Below are 16421 nucleotides of genomic sequence, written 5' to 3' on the forward strand. Positions count from 1 at the left end.
TCTGTCCTGCGTCATGTTCTGTCCTGCGTCATGTTTCGCCCTGAATCATGTGTCTTGCTGGGCCAGGACGCGGTGGTGTCGGGGGGATAGGTGCCGGGTGAGGTGGCATCGGTCGCCGGATCGTCGAGGGGGGCGGTCTGGTTCGGCGTCAACGCTGGCAGGGCGTGGCGCGACGAGCGATAGCTGACGCCATAACGCAGGTGCGGCGCCTCCGGCCCGCTGTGGAGGGCGGTGACCCGATCGATGATGGCACGATCGGCCAGCGTCAGCCGGTCCAGCATGCGCAGATGCTGCAGCCAGTTGGGCACGAGGAAGACCTCCTGCCACAGGTCGCGATCGACGGTATCGCGGTAGAGCGACCAGCGTTTGGCGCCATTGCGCAGCCGCAGCTTTCGCAGCGGGCGCACGGCGCGGGCGAACTCGCGCAGGTGTTCGCTATCGATGCGATATTCGACCGTCACCATCACCGAGCCCCGCGCCGGATTGAAGTCGAAATCGGGCCTGCTGGTGTGCGCCTCGGGCGCCTCGACCAGATCGCTGGCATCCAGCTCCGGGAGCTTCGAAGGGAGCAACAACAACGCCGAGACGATCAGCAGCGCGCCCGCCAGCATCAGCGCCGTCTGCACGCCCAGGCCCTCGGCCATCTGCCCCCACAGCAGCGAGCCCAGCGTGAGGCCGCCATAGAGCGCGGTCTGATACAGCGCCAGGGCGCGAGCCTTGACCCAGTCCGGCACCAGTATCTGTACCGACGAATTGTACGAGGCCACGGCCGCGATCCAGCAGCTGCCGCCGACGACGAGTGCGGGAAACAGTACCCATAGGGTGTCGAGGCCGCCGAGTGCCAGCATCACCAGGCCCAGCGTCATGGCGGCGAAGCTGATCAGGCGACTGCTGCCGACCCGCTGGCGGGCCCGGTTGACCAGTGTGCTGCCGGCGATCGCGCCGATCCCCAGGCCGCCGAGCATGTAGCCGTAGAGCGAGGCGCTGCCGCTGGGGTGCTGATGTGCCAGTAGTGGCAGCAATGCCCACAGCGCGCTGGCGGAAATGCCGAAAATGAACGAGCGCATCATCACCAGGCGGGTAACGCTGGAGTACTGCACGAAATGCAGCGCCGCCTTGACGCCTTCCCAGATACGCTCGGGTGGCAGCGACTTGGGCAGTACTGCGCGTTTCCAACGCCACAGGGCGGCGATCAGGCCGCAGAAACAGAACACGTTGAGCAGAAAGATCCATGCCGGCCCCACCGCAGCCAGCAGCAACCCGCCGATGGCCGGACCGATGGCGCGGGCGGCATTGTAATTGACGCTGTTGAGCAGCACGGCACTCGAGACCAGGTTGCGCGGCACCTGCTCGTTGACCGCCGCCTGCCAGGCCGGCGTGGTGATGGCGCCGCCGATCGAGACGCAGAGGATCGAGACGATCAGCAAGGTCGGTGAAAGCAGATTCAGGAAGGCGATCAGGGTAATGAACACGCCGCCCAGCACTTCGATACCCAGCCCGAACAGCATCACCTTGCGGCGATCGTAATTATCCGCGATCACGCCGGTGACGATCGACATCAACACCAGCGGCAGCGCCGCCGCGACCTGAATCATCGCCACCGCCACCGCGCCGCCGTCGTTCGATGTCACCACCCATGCCGCCGCCACCGACTGTGCCCACACGCCGAGATTGGCAAACAGGTTGGCGATCCAGATCATCCGGAACGCGGGTACCCCCAATGGAGCGAAAGTGCTGACATCCGCCGGGCGTGGCGGAGTCTGTTCGGACTCGAGGGTCAGGTCACTCTGGCGGGAAACGGGTTGCAGCATGACAAGCTCGCAGGCAGGAGGCGAATCGGAAGGCACGACCGGACGAGCGGACAAGGCCTTGCGCTAAGGAAGCGCTGAATAAATAGGCGAACGAGATGAAGCGTAAGGCGCACGGCACGCAGAAGACGAGACATAACATGGGGTTAGGCGAGTCTTCGAGTACCGCGCAACGTAGCGATTCGCTCGTGCAGGCATTTATGCAGTGGTTCCCTAAAGGTTAGCATCCTGTCTGTGATAGCGAGCGTCCAGTGCTATCGCTTACCGGCAAGCCATATGTCGATCAGGGATAGGTGTCGGCGTTGCGGTTACTGCAGCACCGCGATGGGGCAGGCGTCGGCGGGGTGTGTCATCACCCGCATGGGGATGCCGTAGATGGCTTCCAGATTGACGTCGTTCATCATGCTGGCCGGCGCGCCTTCGGCGAGCAGCTTGCCGCTGTGCAGCGCGACCAGGTGATCGCAGTAGCGTGCCGCCATGTTGACGTCATGCAGTACGATGACCACGCCCAACCCCAGTTCGCGACAGAGCTTGCGGACCAGCGCGAGTACTTCGACCTGATGGGCGATATCGAGCGCGGCCAGCGGCTCGTCGAGCAGTAGATAGCGACTGCCCTGGGCCAGCAGCATGGCGAGCCACACGCGTTGGCGCTCGCCGCCGGAAAGCGTATCGACCAGGCGGTCGGCGAAGGCTTCGGTATGAGTCAGGGCGATGGCGCGTTCGATCTGCTGGTGATCGTGACGGGTGAGGCGCCCCAGCAGGCCGTGCCAGGGATAGCGGCCAAAGCCGATCAGCTCGCGGCAGGTGAGGTTTTCGGCGCTGGGAAGATGCTGCGGAAGATAGGCGACGTGACGAGCGAACTCTCGTGGCTTCCACTGCGTCAGCGGGCGACCATCGAGCTGGATGTTACCGTGGCTGACCGGCTGTTGCTGCGCGAGCAGCTTGAGCAGGGTCGACTTGCCGGAACCATTGTGTCCGATCAGCCCGTAGATCTGGCCTTCACCGAAGGTGAAATCGATGGGAGAGAGCAGCGTCTTGCCCGCAATCTCGAAGCTCGCCGATTGGACTTCGAACATGGCAGGGGCAACCTCGCAGCGAATGATGGGTCACAGGATGGAAGGCAATCCTAATTCAAATACGAACGCTTATCAAAGACACTTGTCGTTGTTTATCGCTGGCAGCTATCGGCGAATCGAATCCACGAGTGCCCGAGGAGCAAGATCCCATGAAGATCTGGTTGTCGATTGTGCTTCTGGCACTCGTCGCGGGAGGCGTGCTGACCGCCGTCGCCTCGCACGAACCCTTCGAGCCACGCATGCTTCGACTGGAAACCCAGCGCGCGCTGCCGTCGCTGGCGGATGCGTTGGCCGAGGAGTCGCCGGAGATCAACGCCGTCTTTCTGGGCTATGCCGACGAGCCGGCGCTCTGGGCCGCTGCCTGGCTGGCGATTCGCAATCACGGCGATCTGGCCCGTGAGGCGCTGCGCGATTACGGGCTCGATCCCGCATTTCAGCGTGTGCTGGTGCGTTTCGGTGCCGATGCCGTACTGCCGGTGATCTATTACCGCGATCACGATATCGTCACGCTGCGGGCCCGGCACTGGCTGGGTACGCGCTACCGGGCGGCGAGCGAGCAACTGGATCACTGGTGGAGTGACGACGAGGAGGGCGGCCCACGGGCCTCGGCGGATTCAGCAAAGAGCGCGACGGATGCGACGACCACGGCGAACGACGGGAAATCGATGTCGGCGGCGTTGACGCCGGCACGCCGCGGCCAGATCGCCATCGCGATACTGGAAGCCAAAGGTCACGCCTTTCTGCAGCAATTCGTGGTCACGCCGGATAATGACGTGAGCTGGCTACAGGGCGAACGGGTGGTGAGCGATATCGGCGACTTCTTCACCAGTGGCTTGCGCGATCTGGAAAGTCAGTGGCGCCAGGGCGAGGCCATCGGGGTCGCCGATATCGGCTGGGCCGGCATCGACCTGCTGGTGATGACCAGTGCGGTCAAGGTGCTGCGGGCCGGCCGCGCGGTGCGAGCCGGCGCCGCTGTCGAGGGGCAGGGCGCGCGGGCCGCCGGGCGCGGCGTGCTGGCCGGCGGCGGGCGTTTCGTCAACCTGTCGAGAGCGGCCAAGGTCGCGGCGATCACCGGCACGGCCTACGTGGTGGCACGTCATCCCAGCCTGGTCAGCGCGCTGGGGGCCAACGCCGCGCGGTGGCTGGGCTGGCCGGTGTGGCTGGGGCAGTTCCTGATCTGGGTCGTGGTGCTGTTGCCGCTGTTGATCGTGGCACGGTTCGTCTATCGCTGGTTGCTGGCGCCACTGCTTTGGCTGTTGGTACCGGTGTTGAAGGCGAGCTCGAGAACGCCCCGCTGGTTGACGAAAAGGCAGCGGCCGCGGCGTGATGGCACGCTGACCGCTCGATCGCGAAATGAATTCCGAACGGATCCCACGTTATGAAAGACGACGCTTCTTCTGATGACAACGCTTACCGGCTGATCTTCGAGCCGCCCGACGCCGAAACCTATATGCGGCTGCGCCGCGAGGCCGGCATGAATGCACGCAGCGCTGCCGGCGCTGCGCTGGGTTTACCCAATAGCCTGTTTGCCGTGCAGATCGTTCACCAGCTTGAAGGAAAGTCCGAAACCGTCGGCATGGGACGGATCGTCGGCGACGGCGGCTGCTTCTATCAGGTGGTGGATATCGCCGTGCAGCCGGCGCATCAGGGGCGCGGTCTGGGCAAGCGGATCATGAGCGAGATTCGGGCCTATATTCTGCGCGAGGCACCGGAAAACGCCTTCGTCAGCCTGCTGGCGGATGGCGAAGCACATCGGCTGTACGCCCAGTTCGGTTTCAAGCCGACCTCGCCCCACGCCATCGGCATGGCATGGTACCCCCAGCCAAACCGCTAGCGGAGATCAGGTCACAGCGATATCCAGCCTGTCGAGCTCAGCCTGACATCGGGTCACGGCCTGGGCAATATAGCGCCCGGCCATGCGTTCGGAAACGCCAAGACGTTCACCGATCTCGCGCTGGGTCATGCCTTCCAGCCGGTGCCAGATCAACGCCCGGCGCAGCCGATCCGGCAGGTTGCCCAGCGTTTGCGTGAGCTGATGAACGCACTGCTGCTGGCAGGCGTCGCTCTCCGGGCAGGCATGCGGGCAGATCAGCACCGGCTCCAGCACCTCGATGGCGATCAGATCCGGCGTCTGGCGTCGCCGGTGATCGATCAACAGGTTGCGAGCGATGCGGAAAAGGTAGGCGCGAGGATTATCGAGCGCGCGATCCGGCGCGGTATTGAGCAGGCGGAGATAGACCTCATGGCAAAGATCGGCGGCCTGATCCCGGGAATCGAGCTGGCGGCTGAGAAAGCCCTCGAGTTCATGATGGTGCTGACGATAGAGAGATTCGAACATTGCTTCGCGCATGATGGCGGCCCTGGGGGCAGAACGACAAAAGTGCCGCGATCATGGCAAAAATGAGAATCATTAGCAATAAGTCGTATTGGCAACTAGTCGTAGGCCGGGCACTTCGACGCGCCCGGCGATGGATCGGAATGGGCGTCGGTTACCTCATGTCGATACGGTCGATGCGTGGCGCTTCTCCTCGGCCGCGTGTCGCCGTTCAGAGGTCGGGCGATAGGCGGCGATGGGATTGACCAGCGTGCCAGCGAACTGCAGGTTCTTCGACGGGTCGGCCAGATCGATCATCTGGCGATTGTCGCGCAGCTGTAGCCGGTTGAGGCACGACAGCGTGAATTCCGGGGCGAACAGATCGAAGCGTTCGAACCTGTCGTTGAATTCGGGGTGTCGTTGCTGGTAATCGATGACACACGTCGCCACCAGCTGCCAGAAATCGTTCTCATCGAGCTGGTTCGAAGCCACCAGAATCTCGGCCAGGAAGCGGAAAAAGCAGTCGAACAGATCGGTAAAGATCGACAGGACCTTCAGATGCTCCGGCACTTCGACCGCAATGCGCCGGGCCGCTTCCGGCAATGACTGGCCGTTATCGAAGATGCCGGTTTCCTCGCCGATATCCTTGAGGATCGCGCCGGCCGGCACATGGTTCTCGAATTGCAGAATCAGGTTTTCGCCGTGGGGCATGAATACCAGATCGTGGGCGAAGAAGCAGTGCAGCAGCGGCGTCATGTAGGCCGCCAGATAGCGTGCGATCCAGGCGCGGGCGCCGATGCCGGAGGCGTCGATCAGGGCGGGCAGCAGCGCATCGCCATTGGCATCCCGATGCAGCAGCGCGGCCATGGTCATCAGCCGTCGGTTGGGGCCGATGCGGGTGTAAGGGCTTTCGCGCCACAGGCAGGCCAGCATTTTCTGATACGGATGCTGTTTGTCGGTGGCAGCCTCGAAACCGGCGTGGTGGTAGCCCAGCGTGGCGACTTCACGCAGCACGCTGAACCCCTGGGCCTGCAGTTCGGCGTCGCTTGCGACCAGGTCCTCTACCCACGCATTGATCGCCGGCGTTCCCTTCATGTAGTGCGGCGACAGCCCCCGCATGAAGCCCATGTTGAGGATCGACAGCGCGAACTTGACGTAGCGGCGCCGGGGTTGCGAGACGTTGAACCAGGTTCGGATCGACTGCTGGGCGCGGTAGTCGTCGTCCGCTTCGCCGAGCAGTACCAGGCGGTTCTCGGCCACTTCGCCGGCGAAGGTGATGGCGAGCTTGTGGCGCCATTGCCACGGATGAACCGGCATCAGGAAGTAGTCATCGGGATCGAGGCCGAGCTGGTGAAGCCGGGCCATGAAACGCTCTCGAACCGAGGCATCCAGCTCGTCTTCGATGAGCGATTCGAAGTCGAGCCCGTCGATGGCGCTGTATGCCGTGCAGTGGCGTGCGGCGGCCAGCCAGACGGGGCGAATCGCGGCGCCGGCTTCCGGCGCGTAGCGGTGATAATCCTCCACGTCGAAACCGATCCGGCCGCTATTGGCGACGAAGCAGGGGTGGCCTTCGCTCATCGCCGTCTCCACGGTCTGGAAATCGGCCGTGGCAAGGGCACCGGCCGCGGGCACGTCTCGGCCAAGCTTGTAGGCCACGCCGGCCAGGGTGCTGGCGATCTCTTCCAGGTAGGTGGGCAGATTGTCGGGATCGATGTTCAGCCGCGCCCGACATTCCAACAGGAATCTTGCCACGTCCAGCGCTTGTGGATCGCCGTCACGGGTCTTGGCAAGCGTGTCCTTGTCGATCCACCAGTGATCCAGCGCCATCCGGCGCGCGCGGAAATGATAGACGATGCTGTCGCTATCGGTGGTGAGCCGGTAATCGGCCCAGCCATCGCTCTCGGGTGCGGATGACGCTAACGGGTTCAGCAAACGTTCATGGGCGAACTCGCTGATCGCCTTGCCCAGCAGATCGCGATTGGCGCGCCGCCAGCGGTCGGGACGGAGATGGGCGACCGCCTCGCGCAGTGCGGTGACGGGGCGCCGCGAGGTGTCTAGCGCTTCGAAGCGCTCGCGGGTGCAGAACGCCAGATGCGCCGTTTTCTCCCCCAGCTGGATCTGACCCTGGTAGGCGAAACCCGCGCGGCGGTTGAGCGGGTGAATTTTTTCATTGTTCACATCCGGTTCGACGACGATGCGCCGTGTCGCCGGGTCGCTGAACAGGAAAGCCACGATGGTATCGATCACGGCCTGACTGAAGCCGTGAATCGGCGATCGTGAGGTCCCATCCAGCGGGGCGACCAGAAAATGCATGCCACGGTCGCCCGACTGGACCGGATACTGCTCGCCGACCGGATCGTGGCGGGGGTCGTAGCATTCGACCAGAAACGCCGGCTGGCCGTCGTGGAGGCCGAGGAACGCCTGGGCGCTGTCGCTCTGCGCCATGTCGCGGTAGAACGCCGTGACCTGATCGCACGTGTCGTTGCTCATGCCCCAGAAACGGGCGCTATCGCGGCTGACCCAGTCGAAGACGGTGTCGATGTCGCGATCGAGATCGAATGGGCGAATGGCGAGCGTGCCGATGGCTGGCCACTCACGGCGAAAGCGCAGCTCCCGAGAATAAAGGCTGCTGAGCGGCGACTTGGTTGTCTCGGCGGCGGGCAGTCGATTTTTCGATAGAGTCATGGCGTTGTCTCCTGGCGGAAATCGGGGAACGAGGTATCGGTCATGCCGTGGCGCGCCGGGGCTGGAACACGCGCTCGTCGGGGGCGCCGAAGTCCTGGAAGGTGAAGCCGCGTTCGACCGGGTAGACCTCGCGTCCGGCCAGTTCGCGGATGATGCAGACATTGCGATAGCACGCCATGCCGAGATCCGGCGCCACCAGGCCGTGGGTGTGCAACTCGGCGTTCTGGACGAAAATGTCGTCGTCGGTGCTGATGCCGTAGTAACGGCCGACCGCATAGCGTCCGGCGCCGTCGCGGCGGATCCGGTCCTCGATCGGAGCGAGGAAGGCCGGTGTCTGCGCCGCGTAGCCGGTGGCCAGGATCACGCCCTCCGTCTGGTGTTCGAAGCGCCGATCCTGCTCGGTCTGGTTGAAGGTCAGGTCGAAGCGTCGGTGGGCGGTATCGAAGTGGCAGCTCTCCAGCTGGGCGCAGGTCAGCAGGTGGGTATCCACCTTGCCCTGCAGACTCTTGGTGTAGAGGCGGTCGTAGATCGTGTTGATGAGCTCGAGATTGATGCCCTTGTAGAGCCCCTTCTGCTGGCGCATCAGCTCGTCACGGGTCGACTCGGGCAGGGCATGGAAGTAGTCGATGTAGTCCGGCGAGGTCATCTCGAGGGTCAGCTTGCCGTACTCCAGCGGGAAGAAGCGCGGCGAGCGGGTGACCCAGCTCAGGGTATAGCCGTGGGTATCGATCTCCTCGAGCAGGTCGAGATAGATCTCGGCGGCGCTCTGGCCGCTGCCGACGATCGTGATCGCCGACTTCGTCTGCAGCGCCGCCTTGTGGTCGAGATAACGTGAAGAGTGCACCACGCGCTCGGCTACCGATTGGCAGCACGCCGGAATCATCGGCTCGCTGCCAGTACCCAGCACCAGCCGGCGGGCGCGGTAGATGCGGTTTTCGTTCTTTCGGGTATCCCGGCAGCGGATGCGATAGCACTGCTCGGCGTCGTCGTAGGTGATGCTCTGGACATCGTGATTGAAGCGCAGTGACTCGAGCTGCGTGGTGACCCACTGGCAGTACCGGTTGTACTCGTTACGTAGCAGGAAGAAGTTCTCGCGGATGTAGAAGTTGTAGAGCCGACCCTGGGATTTCAGGTAGTTGAGAAAACTGAATCGGCTGGTAGGGTCGGCCAGCGTGACCAGGTCGGCCATGAAGGGCGTCTGCAGGGTGGCGTCCTCGAGCAGCAGGCCGGGGTGCCAGTCGAAGCTCGAGCGACGCTCCAGAAACAGGCCGTCGAGATCGTCGACGGGATCGGTCAGGCAGGCGAGACCCAGATTGAACGGCCCCAGGCCGACGGCGAGGAAGTCGTAGATGCGGCTCAGCATGATGACTGGCTCCAGACGTTGGACGGATGAGAAGTCGACGGGGCGAGTGATTCGCCGACCCGGGCGATCTCCGAAATCAGGGGCATCAGATCCTCGAGGCGAGTCATGGGGTTGAGCAGCGTGAACTTGAGATGGAAGCGGCCGTCGACCCGGGTACCGGCGATGACCGCCTCGCCGCGTCGCGACAGCGTCTGGCGAATGCGCTGATTGAGCGCTTCGAGATCGCTTTCGTCGTCCATGCCGCCCGGACGGTAACGAAAGACCAGCGTGCTCAACGCTGGCGGCATCAGCACCTCGAAATCGTCACGCGCTCGAAGCGCGCGATAGGTCTGGCGCGCCAGTTCGATCACTTCGTCGAGACAGTCGCCCAGGCGTTCGGCGCCAAGGGTGCGTAGCGTCATCCACAGCTTCAACGCATCGAAGCGCCGGGTCGTCTGCAGGCTCTTGTTGACCAGGTCCGGCGTGCCTTCCTCTGCCTGATCGCGGGGGTTGAGATAGTCGGCGTGATAGGTGACATGGCGCAGCTGGCGGCGATCGCGGACCAGGCAGGCGCTGCAGCTCACCGGCTGGAAGAAGGTCTTGTGGTAGTCGATGCTGACCGAATCCGCCTGCTCGATGCCGGCGAGCCAGTGACGATGGCGCGAGGAGAGCAGCAGCCCGCCGCCGTAGGCCGCATCGATATGCAGCCAGATCCCGCGCTGCCGGCAGCGTTCGGCAATGGCGGGAATCGGATCGATGCTGCCGAAATCGGTGGTGCCCGCGGTGGCGACGATCGCCAGCGGGATCAGCCCCGCCTCGTCGCAATCTTCCAGCGTCGCCTGAAGCGCGTCGATATCCATGCGCTTGTCGGCGTCACTTGGCACGCTGATCACGGCGTCGTAGCCCAGCCCCAACAGCGCGGCGGCTTTCTGGACACTGAAGTGGCTGACCTCGGAGGTGAGGATGCGCAGCTTGCGGTAGTTTTCGGGAAGACCGTGATGGCGGTTGCCGGCGTGTCCGGGCATCGCTTCGCAGGCGCTGTCTCGAGCGATGCTCAAAGCCATCAGGTTGGACTGAGTGCCGCCACTGGTGAACACGCCGTCGGCCTCGTCGCCGAGCCCGATGCGTGCCGCGGTCCAGTCGATCAGCTTCTGCTCGATCAGGGTGGCGCCGGCGCTCTGGTCCCAGGTTTCCACCGCCGTGTTGAGTGGCGTGGCGATTGCCTCGGCGAGGATCGACGGCAGCGTGATCGGGCAGTTGAGGTGTGCGACATAGCGCGGATGATGGAAATGGACGGCGTGGTCGAGATAGAGCCGCTGTACCTCCTCCAGGCTGGCATCGAGATCGTTCAGCGGCCGGTCGAGATCGATCGCCTCGAAGGCGGGCTGCAACTCGTGGGGTTCGACACCGCTGCAGGGGCCCTGCGCTCGGGTCAGCGTGCGGCGCACTCGCTCCATGCAACGCTGCATGCCTTCTCGATAGGCGTCGAGACTCGCCTCGCCGAACAACATCGATGTCTCCGGGGAGCAGGGCGGACGAAGCCGGTGCAAAGGAATGGGCGTGGCGAATTCCATGTCATGTGGCATGACGTTTCTCCTGATTGCCTTCCTGATGCCTTTGGCAGTCCGTTGGTTTGTGACGGACCTTTTTGCAGACAAAGGCGCAGCCAATGCGACGCTGGGAGCGCGCATGTCGATAGAGAGCGAAACGATGGGTGATGCGGTGTCGATGAGAGCCGGCCGCTTCCTGCAGCCGGCGATCGATCAGCGTGGGACGTTCTAGAACGAGTCGTGCTAGAACGGCTACACGCTAGAACTCGTAGGCAACGGTGGCGGTGACGTTACGCTCCGCGCCGAAGTAGCAGTATTCGAGCGAGTTGCATGAGGCGACATACTCCTTGTCGAGCAGGTTACCCACGTTGACCCGGGCACTGACGCCCTGCAGCCCGACCTGGCTCAGGTCATAGCCCACGGCGGCATCCACCAGGGTGTAGTCGGGTACCTTCTCGGTGTTGGCGCGGTCGGCGTAGATATCGCCGTAGTACCGCACGCCGACGCCGACATCCAGCCCGTCGAGAGCGCCGTTGTCGAAGGCTCCGTTCTTGAAGACATAATGACCCCAGAGACTGGCCTGGTGGCGCGGTGCATAGATTGCGTGGTTACCCTGCTCGCCGGGCACGTCGCTTTTTTCGTAGGTGATGTCGGTGTAGCTGTAACCGGCCTGCAGGCGGAAGTTGTCGGTCAGGTAGGTGCGCGCCTGCAACTCGACCCCCTGGGACTGGATCTCGCCGACGGAGCGGTAATCGTCGGTAGGCTGCTCCTTGGTCGCGACGTTTTCCTGGTTGATCCGGAACAGCGACAACGTATAGAGATCCCGGCTTCCCGGCGGCTGATACTTGAACCCGGTCTCCCACTGTTCGCCTTCCATCGGTTCCAGCAGATCGCCGTTACCGTCGACGAAGCTGGTCGGCGTGAAGGCGGTGTTATAGCTCAGGTAGGGCGCGAGGCCATTGTCGAACAGGTAGAGCGCGCCGACACGACCGCTGAACTGGGTGTCATCGAGAGTGCTTTCGCTATCGTTCCGATGGTCGGTGTTCTTGATATCGACCCAGTCGTAGCGGCCGCCGAGGGTCAGACGCCAGCGATCGATCGCCATCTGGTCCTGCAGATAGATGCCGGTCTGGGTGAGTTCATGGCGCTCGTCGTTGGTGACTCCAATCTCCCCGATCGGATCGGCGCCATAGCTGGGGTTGAAGGCATCGAGGCTGGGGAAGCTACCGGCGGTCCAGACCACATCATTCTTGCGCTTCTGGTAGTCCACGCCAACCAGCACGGTGTGATCGATGAAGCCGCTCTGAAGCTTCGCTTCCACCTGGTTATCCAGCGTCCAGGCGTCGAGGGATTCGCGGCCGCCAGAGTAGTAGCGGTTCAGTTCGTTGGAATCCGGCGAGACCCAGCCGTAGCCGTAGACCTGGTTCAGCTCGACATCCGAGTTCAGATAACGCAGCTTCTGGCGGGCGGTGACGTCATCGCTGAAGCGATGCTCGAGGTCGTAGCCGAACATGCGCTGGGTGCGTTCGAACTTGTCGTAGTCGTCTTCGCCGTCGAAGAAATCATTGCCGATGTGGCGGCCGTTATGGCTGCTGACGGCTCCCTCATAGGGCACGCCGGAGTGATAGCCACCCTCGGGATCTTTCTGCAGGTACGCCATGAAGGTAACGGAAGTGTCGTCGGTGGCGTCCCAGGTGATCGACGGCGCGATGGCGTAGCGCTCCTCCTCGATCGGGCCGAACTGGGTGTCCGCCTTGCTGCCGATGCCGACCAGCCGATAGGCGACGCGCCGCTCGTCGTCCAGCGGTCCGGAGAAGTCGAACGCTGCGCTGCGCTGGCTGTTGGTGCCGGTGCTGAAACGGAGCTCGTTGCGGTCCTCGAACAGCGGCTTCTTGCTGGTCAATGCCACCAGCCCACCGGGAGACGAGCGCCCGTAGAGCACCGACGCCGGCCCCTTGACGATCTCGACGTTATCCAGGAACCATGGATCGATCACCATCGAGCTGTAGCCGTTGGCGTCCCCCATCACCTTGAGCCCGTCGAGATAGGTGTTGCTCAGGCTGCCGTCGGAGAAGCCACGCATGACCAGATAGTCGTAACGGTTGGAGGCGCCGACCTGGTTGGTGTAGACACCCGGCGTGTACTGCGCCGCTTCGCGCACCGTGCGCACGCCGCGTTCGTCCATCTCCTCGCGGTCGACATTGGAAACGGTCTGCGGCGTTTCGACGATGGGAGTTTCGGTCTTGGTGGCGGCAGACTGCCCGGTCACCGTGACGGTATCGAGATTGGCGGTTTCAGCCGACGCCGTGGTGGCGACGATGTTGTCGTTCGTCTGCTGGGCCCAGACCGGAAACGACAGGCAGGCGCAGGCCAGTGCACTTGCCGGATAACGTAGAACATGATGCATGAACGACAGACTCCCCTTGAATGAAAATCGTTCTTATCCATGGATGTTGCCAATAAGAAGACGTAGGGGAGTCCGGTTTCTGAACCGCAATGACAATTATTTTCAATAACCGGATCGGGACGCTACACGATGGTCGAGGACGGCGGTGCGTTTCTTGAGCGGAGGGGGAAGGAAAAAGGAAAGGAAAAAGAAAAAGAAAAAGAAAGAAACGGAAGGCGGCGGACCCTGAACGGTCCGCCGGATTCGTCTACCAGGCGATGATCGCAATGATCACGATGGCGAACAGTGCCCACTTGATGGCGTAGTAGAGCGACTTGTTGCGCTTCTTGAGGGCCTTGCCCTGACGGCGTACGGCGTAGATATACTTGAACGCCCGATTCAGTCCACCGGTACGGTCGCTGTCGTCATTGGGCGAGCTGGCCGCCGCCATGACCGTCCGGCCAAAGAAATGGTTGAGGCTTCGCGCCCAGCCGTATTTCATCGGCCGTTCGATGTCGCAGAACAGGATGATACGATTCTGCTCCGAACCGTTTTCCGCGCGGTGCAGGTAGGTCTCGTCGAACATCACGGCCTCGCCGTCGCGCCAACTGTATTTTTCGCCGTCGACGTCGATGTAGCAGCGGTCGTCGTTGGGCGTGATCAACCCCAGGTGGTAACGAAGCGAGCCGGCGTAGGGATCGCGATGCAGCGTCAGGTGGCTGCCCGCCGGCAATTCGGCGAACATCGCCGCCTTGACATTGGGAATGCCCGCCAACAGCTGCGTGGTCTGCGGGCATAGCTGCTCGGCCGAGGCGTGGCTCTCGCCGTACCACTTCAGATAGAAGCGCTTCCAGCCGCGGCGGAAGAACGAATTGAAACCGGCATCGTCGTAGCGTGAGGACGCCTTGATGTGATCCTGTAGCGCCATCGCTTCGTCGCGGATCGTCTCCCAGTTGCCGGTCAGTCTCTCGAGTTCCGGATAATTCGCCAGATCGTGGTAGGGCTGGTCCTTGTCACGGCCGAAAAGCGTCATCAATGCATTGATCGGCGACATGAACGTGGAGTGGTCGGAGAGCTGGCGCAGCGGTTTGTGACGCACGCGGCCGCGATAGTGCGTATAGAGCACGCTGGCGACGAAAAGCAGTATCAAAATCCATTTGATCATAGAGTAGACTTCCGCGGGCAGGCCGAGCACGGATAAGCATCGTGCTGCGAAATTAGTTTGGCAGCTTACTATTTTCCCGAGATCGCGATCAGCGTCAACAGATAGTCATCGATTTTCGTGACTTGCCCGCGGAGAACGGTGCCCGCCGGCCACTGCGGCGATAAGGTCTTGAGCAGCTCGATCGACACCGCGCAGGTTTCGGCATCCCAAAGGATCAAGCGCGCATGGGGAAAATAGAAACGCTCACGCACCAGCGGATAGAGCGCCTTGAACAGGCTCTCCTTGAGCGAGAACACCAAGGTGAGGAAATCGCCCTGACGCTCGGCGGGCAGCCGATCGAACCAGACCTGTTCCGACGCCACCAGAATCTGAGGCGCAAGCCGTCGTGCCCGCTCAGCGCTCATCACGACCTCGGCATCCAGCCCGACGCTCTGAAAGTTCGGCCGACTGGCGACGACCGCTGCTGCCAATCCCCGGCTATGGGTGATCGAGCCGAGGGTGCCCGCCGGCCACTCAGGGAGCCGTTCGGCATCCTGCGCTGGCGTCGATGACGAGCCCGTCAGTTCGGCGAGTGCGTGCCGGGCGCTTAACCGACCAGCCAAAAACTCGGCCCGACGCTTGGCCGCCGCCGTTCTCAGGCGCTCCGGCAGCGGGAGATCCCAGCCGTCGAGATCCGCTTCACACAAGGCTTCTGTCTCAAAGCGCAGTGCGCTAAAGCGTGCCTCGGGTAACACGAGTTGCCAGGGCCACTCGCTTCTCTGCGAGTGGCAGCCGAATGGCAATGTTTCGGTCGGTGGTCTGACTTCAGACATCGATCAACGATCGACCAGCACGGCATTCAGCTCCACCGGCACTTCGTCGCCGATCTGCTGATAACCCATCAGCGACAGAATCGAACGCACGTTCTGATTCTTCATCAATTCCTTGCCATCCAGCGAGACCGGCTCGGCATTGCGCACGCGCACCGCGTCGTCCGACTCGCGGGTGAAGCGCACCGGTAGCTTTTCCTGGCGCTGCTCGCCGTTGGAATCGGTACGTAGCGTCAGTATTTCCACCGTCGACTGGCCGACTTTCAACGAATTGATCCGCTCCGGCGGCAGTTGCGTGACGACAGTGACCAGCGTGGTGTTGGTCAATGACGACATCCACGGCGGCAGATCGCCCAGACGATCTAGCACGTCCGTCTGGTTGAGCCGAATGGGCAGCTTCAACGTACCGTCCGAACTGATCTGACCTTCCATGCGACGCAGTGCGTGCTCATGGGTGATCGACTCGCCACCGCTGGTGATTTCGGTCACCGTGGCCGTCACCCGGGACTGATTGGGGTCGAGCTGCCACGCTGCCTGCGCCAGCCCGCCGAACGCCGTCAATCCGGCGGCCAAGCCGATGCCCATGACGCGGCGAATAATCGTTTTCGATGACATCCTGTCCTCCCTGGACATGCATACCGTTCAACAGCGGCTAGCCTGTGCCGACCGCTTTGGTTATCATACGGCTCCCGCGTTTCAGGGCCTATAGCTCAGTTGGTTAGAGCAGGGGACTCATAATCCCTTGGTCGTAGGTTCAAGTCCTACTGGGCCCACCATAAAATCAGTAACTTACTTCAATTTCCGACCCGTTTCAGGGTTCCATTTCTCGTCGGTGTCAACCAAGTGTCGACCGGGCATTTTCGGCCCGAATTTCAAGCTGTCGGCCAGGTGGTCGGGGGAGAGATGGGCGTAGCGCATGGTCATCTGAATCGTCTGGTGTCCGAGGATCTTCTGCAGCGTCAGCAAGTCACCGCCATTCATGATGAAGTGGCTAGCGAATGTATGGCGCAGGACGTGAGTACGTTGGCCCTTAGGCAGCTCGATTCCTGTTCGGTTCATTGCCTCAGAGAAAGCCTGATAGGCGTCCTGGGGGAACAGACGACCGCTTCGTTTTCCGTGATTCTTTAACTTTTCATAGAGGTCGTCACTGATCGGCACGGTTCGGTTGCGACCGTTCTTGGTACCGACGTAGGTAACTCGGCGATGCTGGACGTTTTCGCTTCTCAAGGTTTGGGCTTCACTCCAGCGGCATCCGGTGGTCAGGCAGAGCGTGGCGATCAGCCAGA

General features: G+C 62.5%; 14 protein-coding genes and 1 tRNA gene. 4 read left to right on the top strand and 11 right to left on the bottom strand.

Features of this window, described 5'->3' with window-relative positions:
• Nucleotides 1–11: 11 nt before the first annotated feature.
• A complete protein-coding gene (locus BTW07_RS18205) occupies nucleotides 12–1811 on the bottom strand; it encodes an MFS transporter (protein ID WP_075571583.1) in 1800 nt (599 codons plus the stop codon).
• A gap of 305 nt (nucleotides 1812–2116) precedes the next feature.
• A complete protein-coding gene (locus tag BTW07_RS18210; RefSeq protein ID WP_075571584.1) occupies nucleotides 2117–2884 on the bottom strand; it encodes an ABC transporter ATP-binding protein in 768 nt (255 codons plus the stop codon).
• 149 nt (nucleotides 2885–3033) lie between these two features.
• Between BTW07_RS18210 and BTW07_RS18215 the strand changes: the two genes are divergently transcribed.
• Both BTW07_RS18215 and BTW07_RS18220 read left to right on the top strand, forming a co-directional pair.
• Nucleotides 3034–4266 (top strand): hypothetical protein, encoded by a 1233-nt coding sequence (locus BTW07_RS18215; protein WP_075571585.1) that lies wholly within the window; start codon nucleotides 3034–3036, stop codon nucleotides 4264–4266.
• On the top strand, nucleotides 4263–4718 hold the full coding sequence (locus tag BTW07_RS18220; RefSeq protein WP_075571586.1) for a GNAT family N-acetyltransferase: 456 nt from the start codon (nucleotides 4263–4265) through the stop codon (nucleotides 4716–4718). Before BTW07_RS18215 ends, BTW07_RS18220 begins: the two co-directional genes overlap by 4 nt.
• 6 nt (nucleotides 4719–4724) lie before the next feature.
• Here BTW07_RS18220 and BTW07_RS18225 read toward each other — a convergent pair whose 3' ends face one another.
• The 4 genes from BTW07_RS18225 to BTW07_RS18240 all read right to left on the bottom strand — a co-directional run bounded on the left by BTW07_RS18225 (nucleotide 4725) and on the right by BTW07_RS18240 (nucleotide 10811).
• On the bottom strand, nucleotides 4725–5234 hold the full coding sequence (locus tag BTW07_RS18225) for an RNA polymerase sigma factor (protein ID WP_075571587.1): 510 nt from the start codon (nucleotides 5232–5234) through the stop codon (nucleotides 4725–4727).
• Between the two features lie 144 nt (nucleotides 5235–5378).
• Nucleotides 5379–7883, bottom strand: a complete 2505-nt coding sequence (locus tag BTW07_RS18230; RefSeq protein WP_083942062.1) for a GNAT family N-acetyltransferase — start codon at nucleotides 7881–7883, stop codon at nucleotides 5379–5381.
• Nucleotides 7884–7923: 40 nt separating this feature from the next.
• On the bottom strand, nucleotides 7924–9246 hold the full coding sequence (locus BTW07_RS18235) for a lysine N(6)-hydroxylase/L-ornithine N(5)-oxygenase family protein (protein ID WP_075571588.1): 1323 nt from the start codon (nucleotides 9244–9246) through the stop codon (nucleotides 7924–7926).
• Nucleotides 9240–10811: a pyridoxal phosphate-dependent decarboxylase family protein gene (locus BTW07_RS18240; RefSeq protein ID WP_232823895.1), complete on the bottom strand. Its 1572-nt coding sequence runs from the start codon at nucleotides 10809–10811 to the stop codon at nucleotides 9240–9242. The genes BTW07_RS18235 and BTW07_RS18240 overlap by 7 nt, the downstream gene beginning before the upstream one ends.
• Here BTW07_RS18240 and BTW07_RS18245 point away from each other — a divergent pair.
• Nucleotides 10810–11007: a hypothetical protein gene (locus tag BTW07_RS18245; RefSeq protein WP_075571589.1), complete on the top strand. Its 198-nt coding sequence runs from the start codon at nucleotides 10810–10812 to the stop codon at nucleotides 11005–11007. The two genes, BTW07_RS18240 and BTW07_RS18245, sit on opposite strands and share 2 nt — an antisense overlap.
• A 27-nt stretch (nucleotides 11008–11034) precedes the next feature.
• Here the strand turns inward: BTW07_RS18245 and BTW07_RS18250 are convergent, their stop codons facing one another.
• The 4 genes from BTW07_RS18250 to BTW07_RS18265 all read right to left on the bottom strand — a co-directional run bounded on the left by BTW07_RS18250 (nucleotide 11035) and on the right by BTW07_RS18265 (nucleotide 15750).
• Nucleotides 11035–13182: a TonB-dependent siderophore receptor gene (locus BTW07_RS18250; protein WP_075571590.1), complete on the bottom strand. Its 2148-nt coding sequence runs from the start codon at nucleotides 13180–13182 to the stop codon at nucleotides 11035–11037.
• A gap of 247 nt (nucleotides 13183–13429) precedes the next feature.
• Nucleotides 13430–14326: a lipid A hydroxylase LpxO gene (gene lpxO / locus BTW07_RS18255; RefSeq protein ID WP_075571598.1), complete on the bottom strand. Its 897-nt coding sequence runs from the start codon at nucleotides 14324–14326 to the stop codon at nucleotides 13430–13432.
• Nucleotides 14327–14394: 68 nt separating this feature from the next.
• Nucleotides 14395–15138: a 4'-phosphopantetheinyl transferase family protein gene (locus tag BTW07_RS18260; RefSeq protein ID WP_075571591.1), complete on the bottom strand. Its 744-nt coding sequence runs from the start codon at nucleotides 15136–15138 to the stop codon at nucleotides 14395–14397.
• A gap of 3 nt (nucleotides 15139–15141) precedes the next feature.
• Complete coding sequence (locus BTW07_RS18265; protein ID WP_244158453.1) at nucleotides 15142–15750, bottom strand: hypothetical protein; 609 nt, start codon at nucleotides 15748–15750, stop codon at nucleotides 15142–15144.
• 84 nt (nucleotides 15751–15834) lie between these two features.
• Between BTW07_RS18265 and BTW07_RS18270 the strand changes: the two genes are divergently transcribed.
• Nucleotides 15835–15911 (top strand) — tRNA-Ile (locus tag BTW07_RS18270).
• 13 nt (nucleotides 15912–15924) lie between these two features.
• Here BTW07_RS18270 and BTW07_RS18275 read toward each other — a convergent pair.
• Nucleotides 15925–16421 (bottom strand): tyrosine-type recombinase/integrase (locus BTW07_RS18275; protein ID WP_158025897.1); only part of this gene is annotated, 497 nt, incomplete at its 5' end.

It is taken from the genome of Salinicola socius, from assembly GCF_001937195.1.
GTDB lineage: Bacteria > Pseudomonadota > Gammaproteobacteria > Pseudomonadales > Halomonadaceae > Salinicola > Salinicola socius.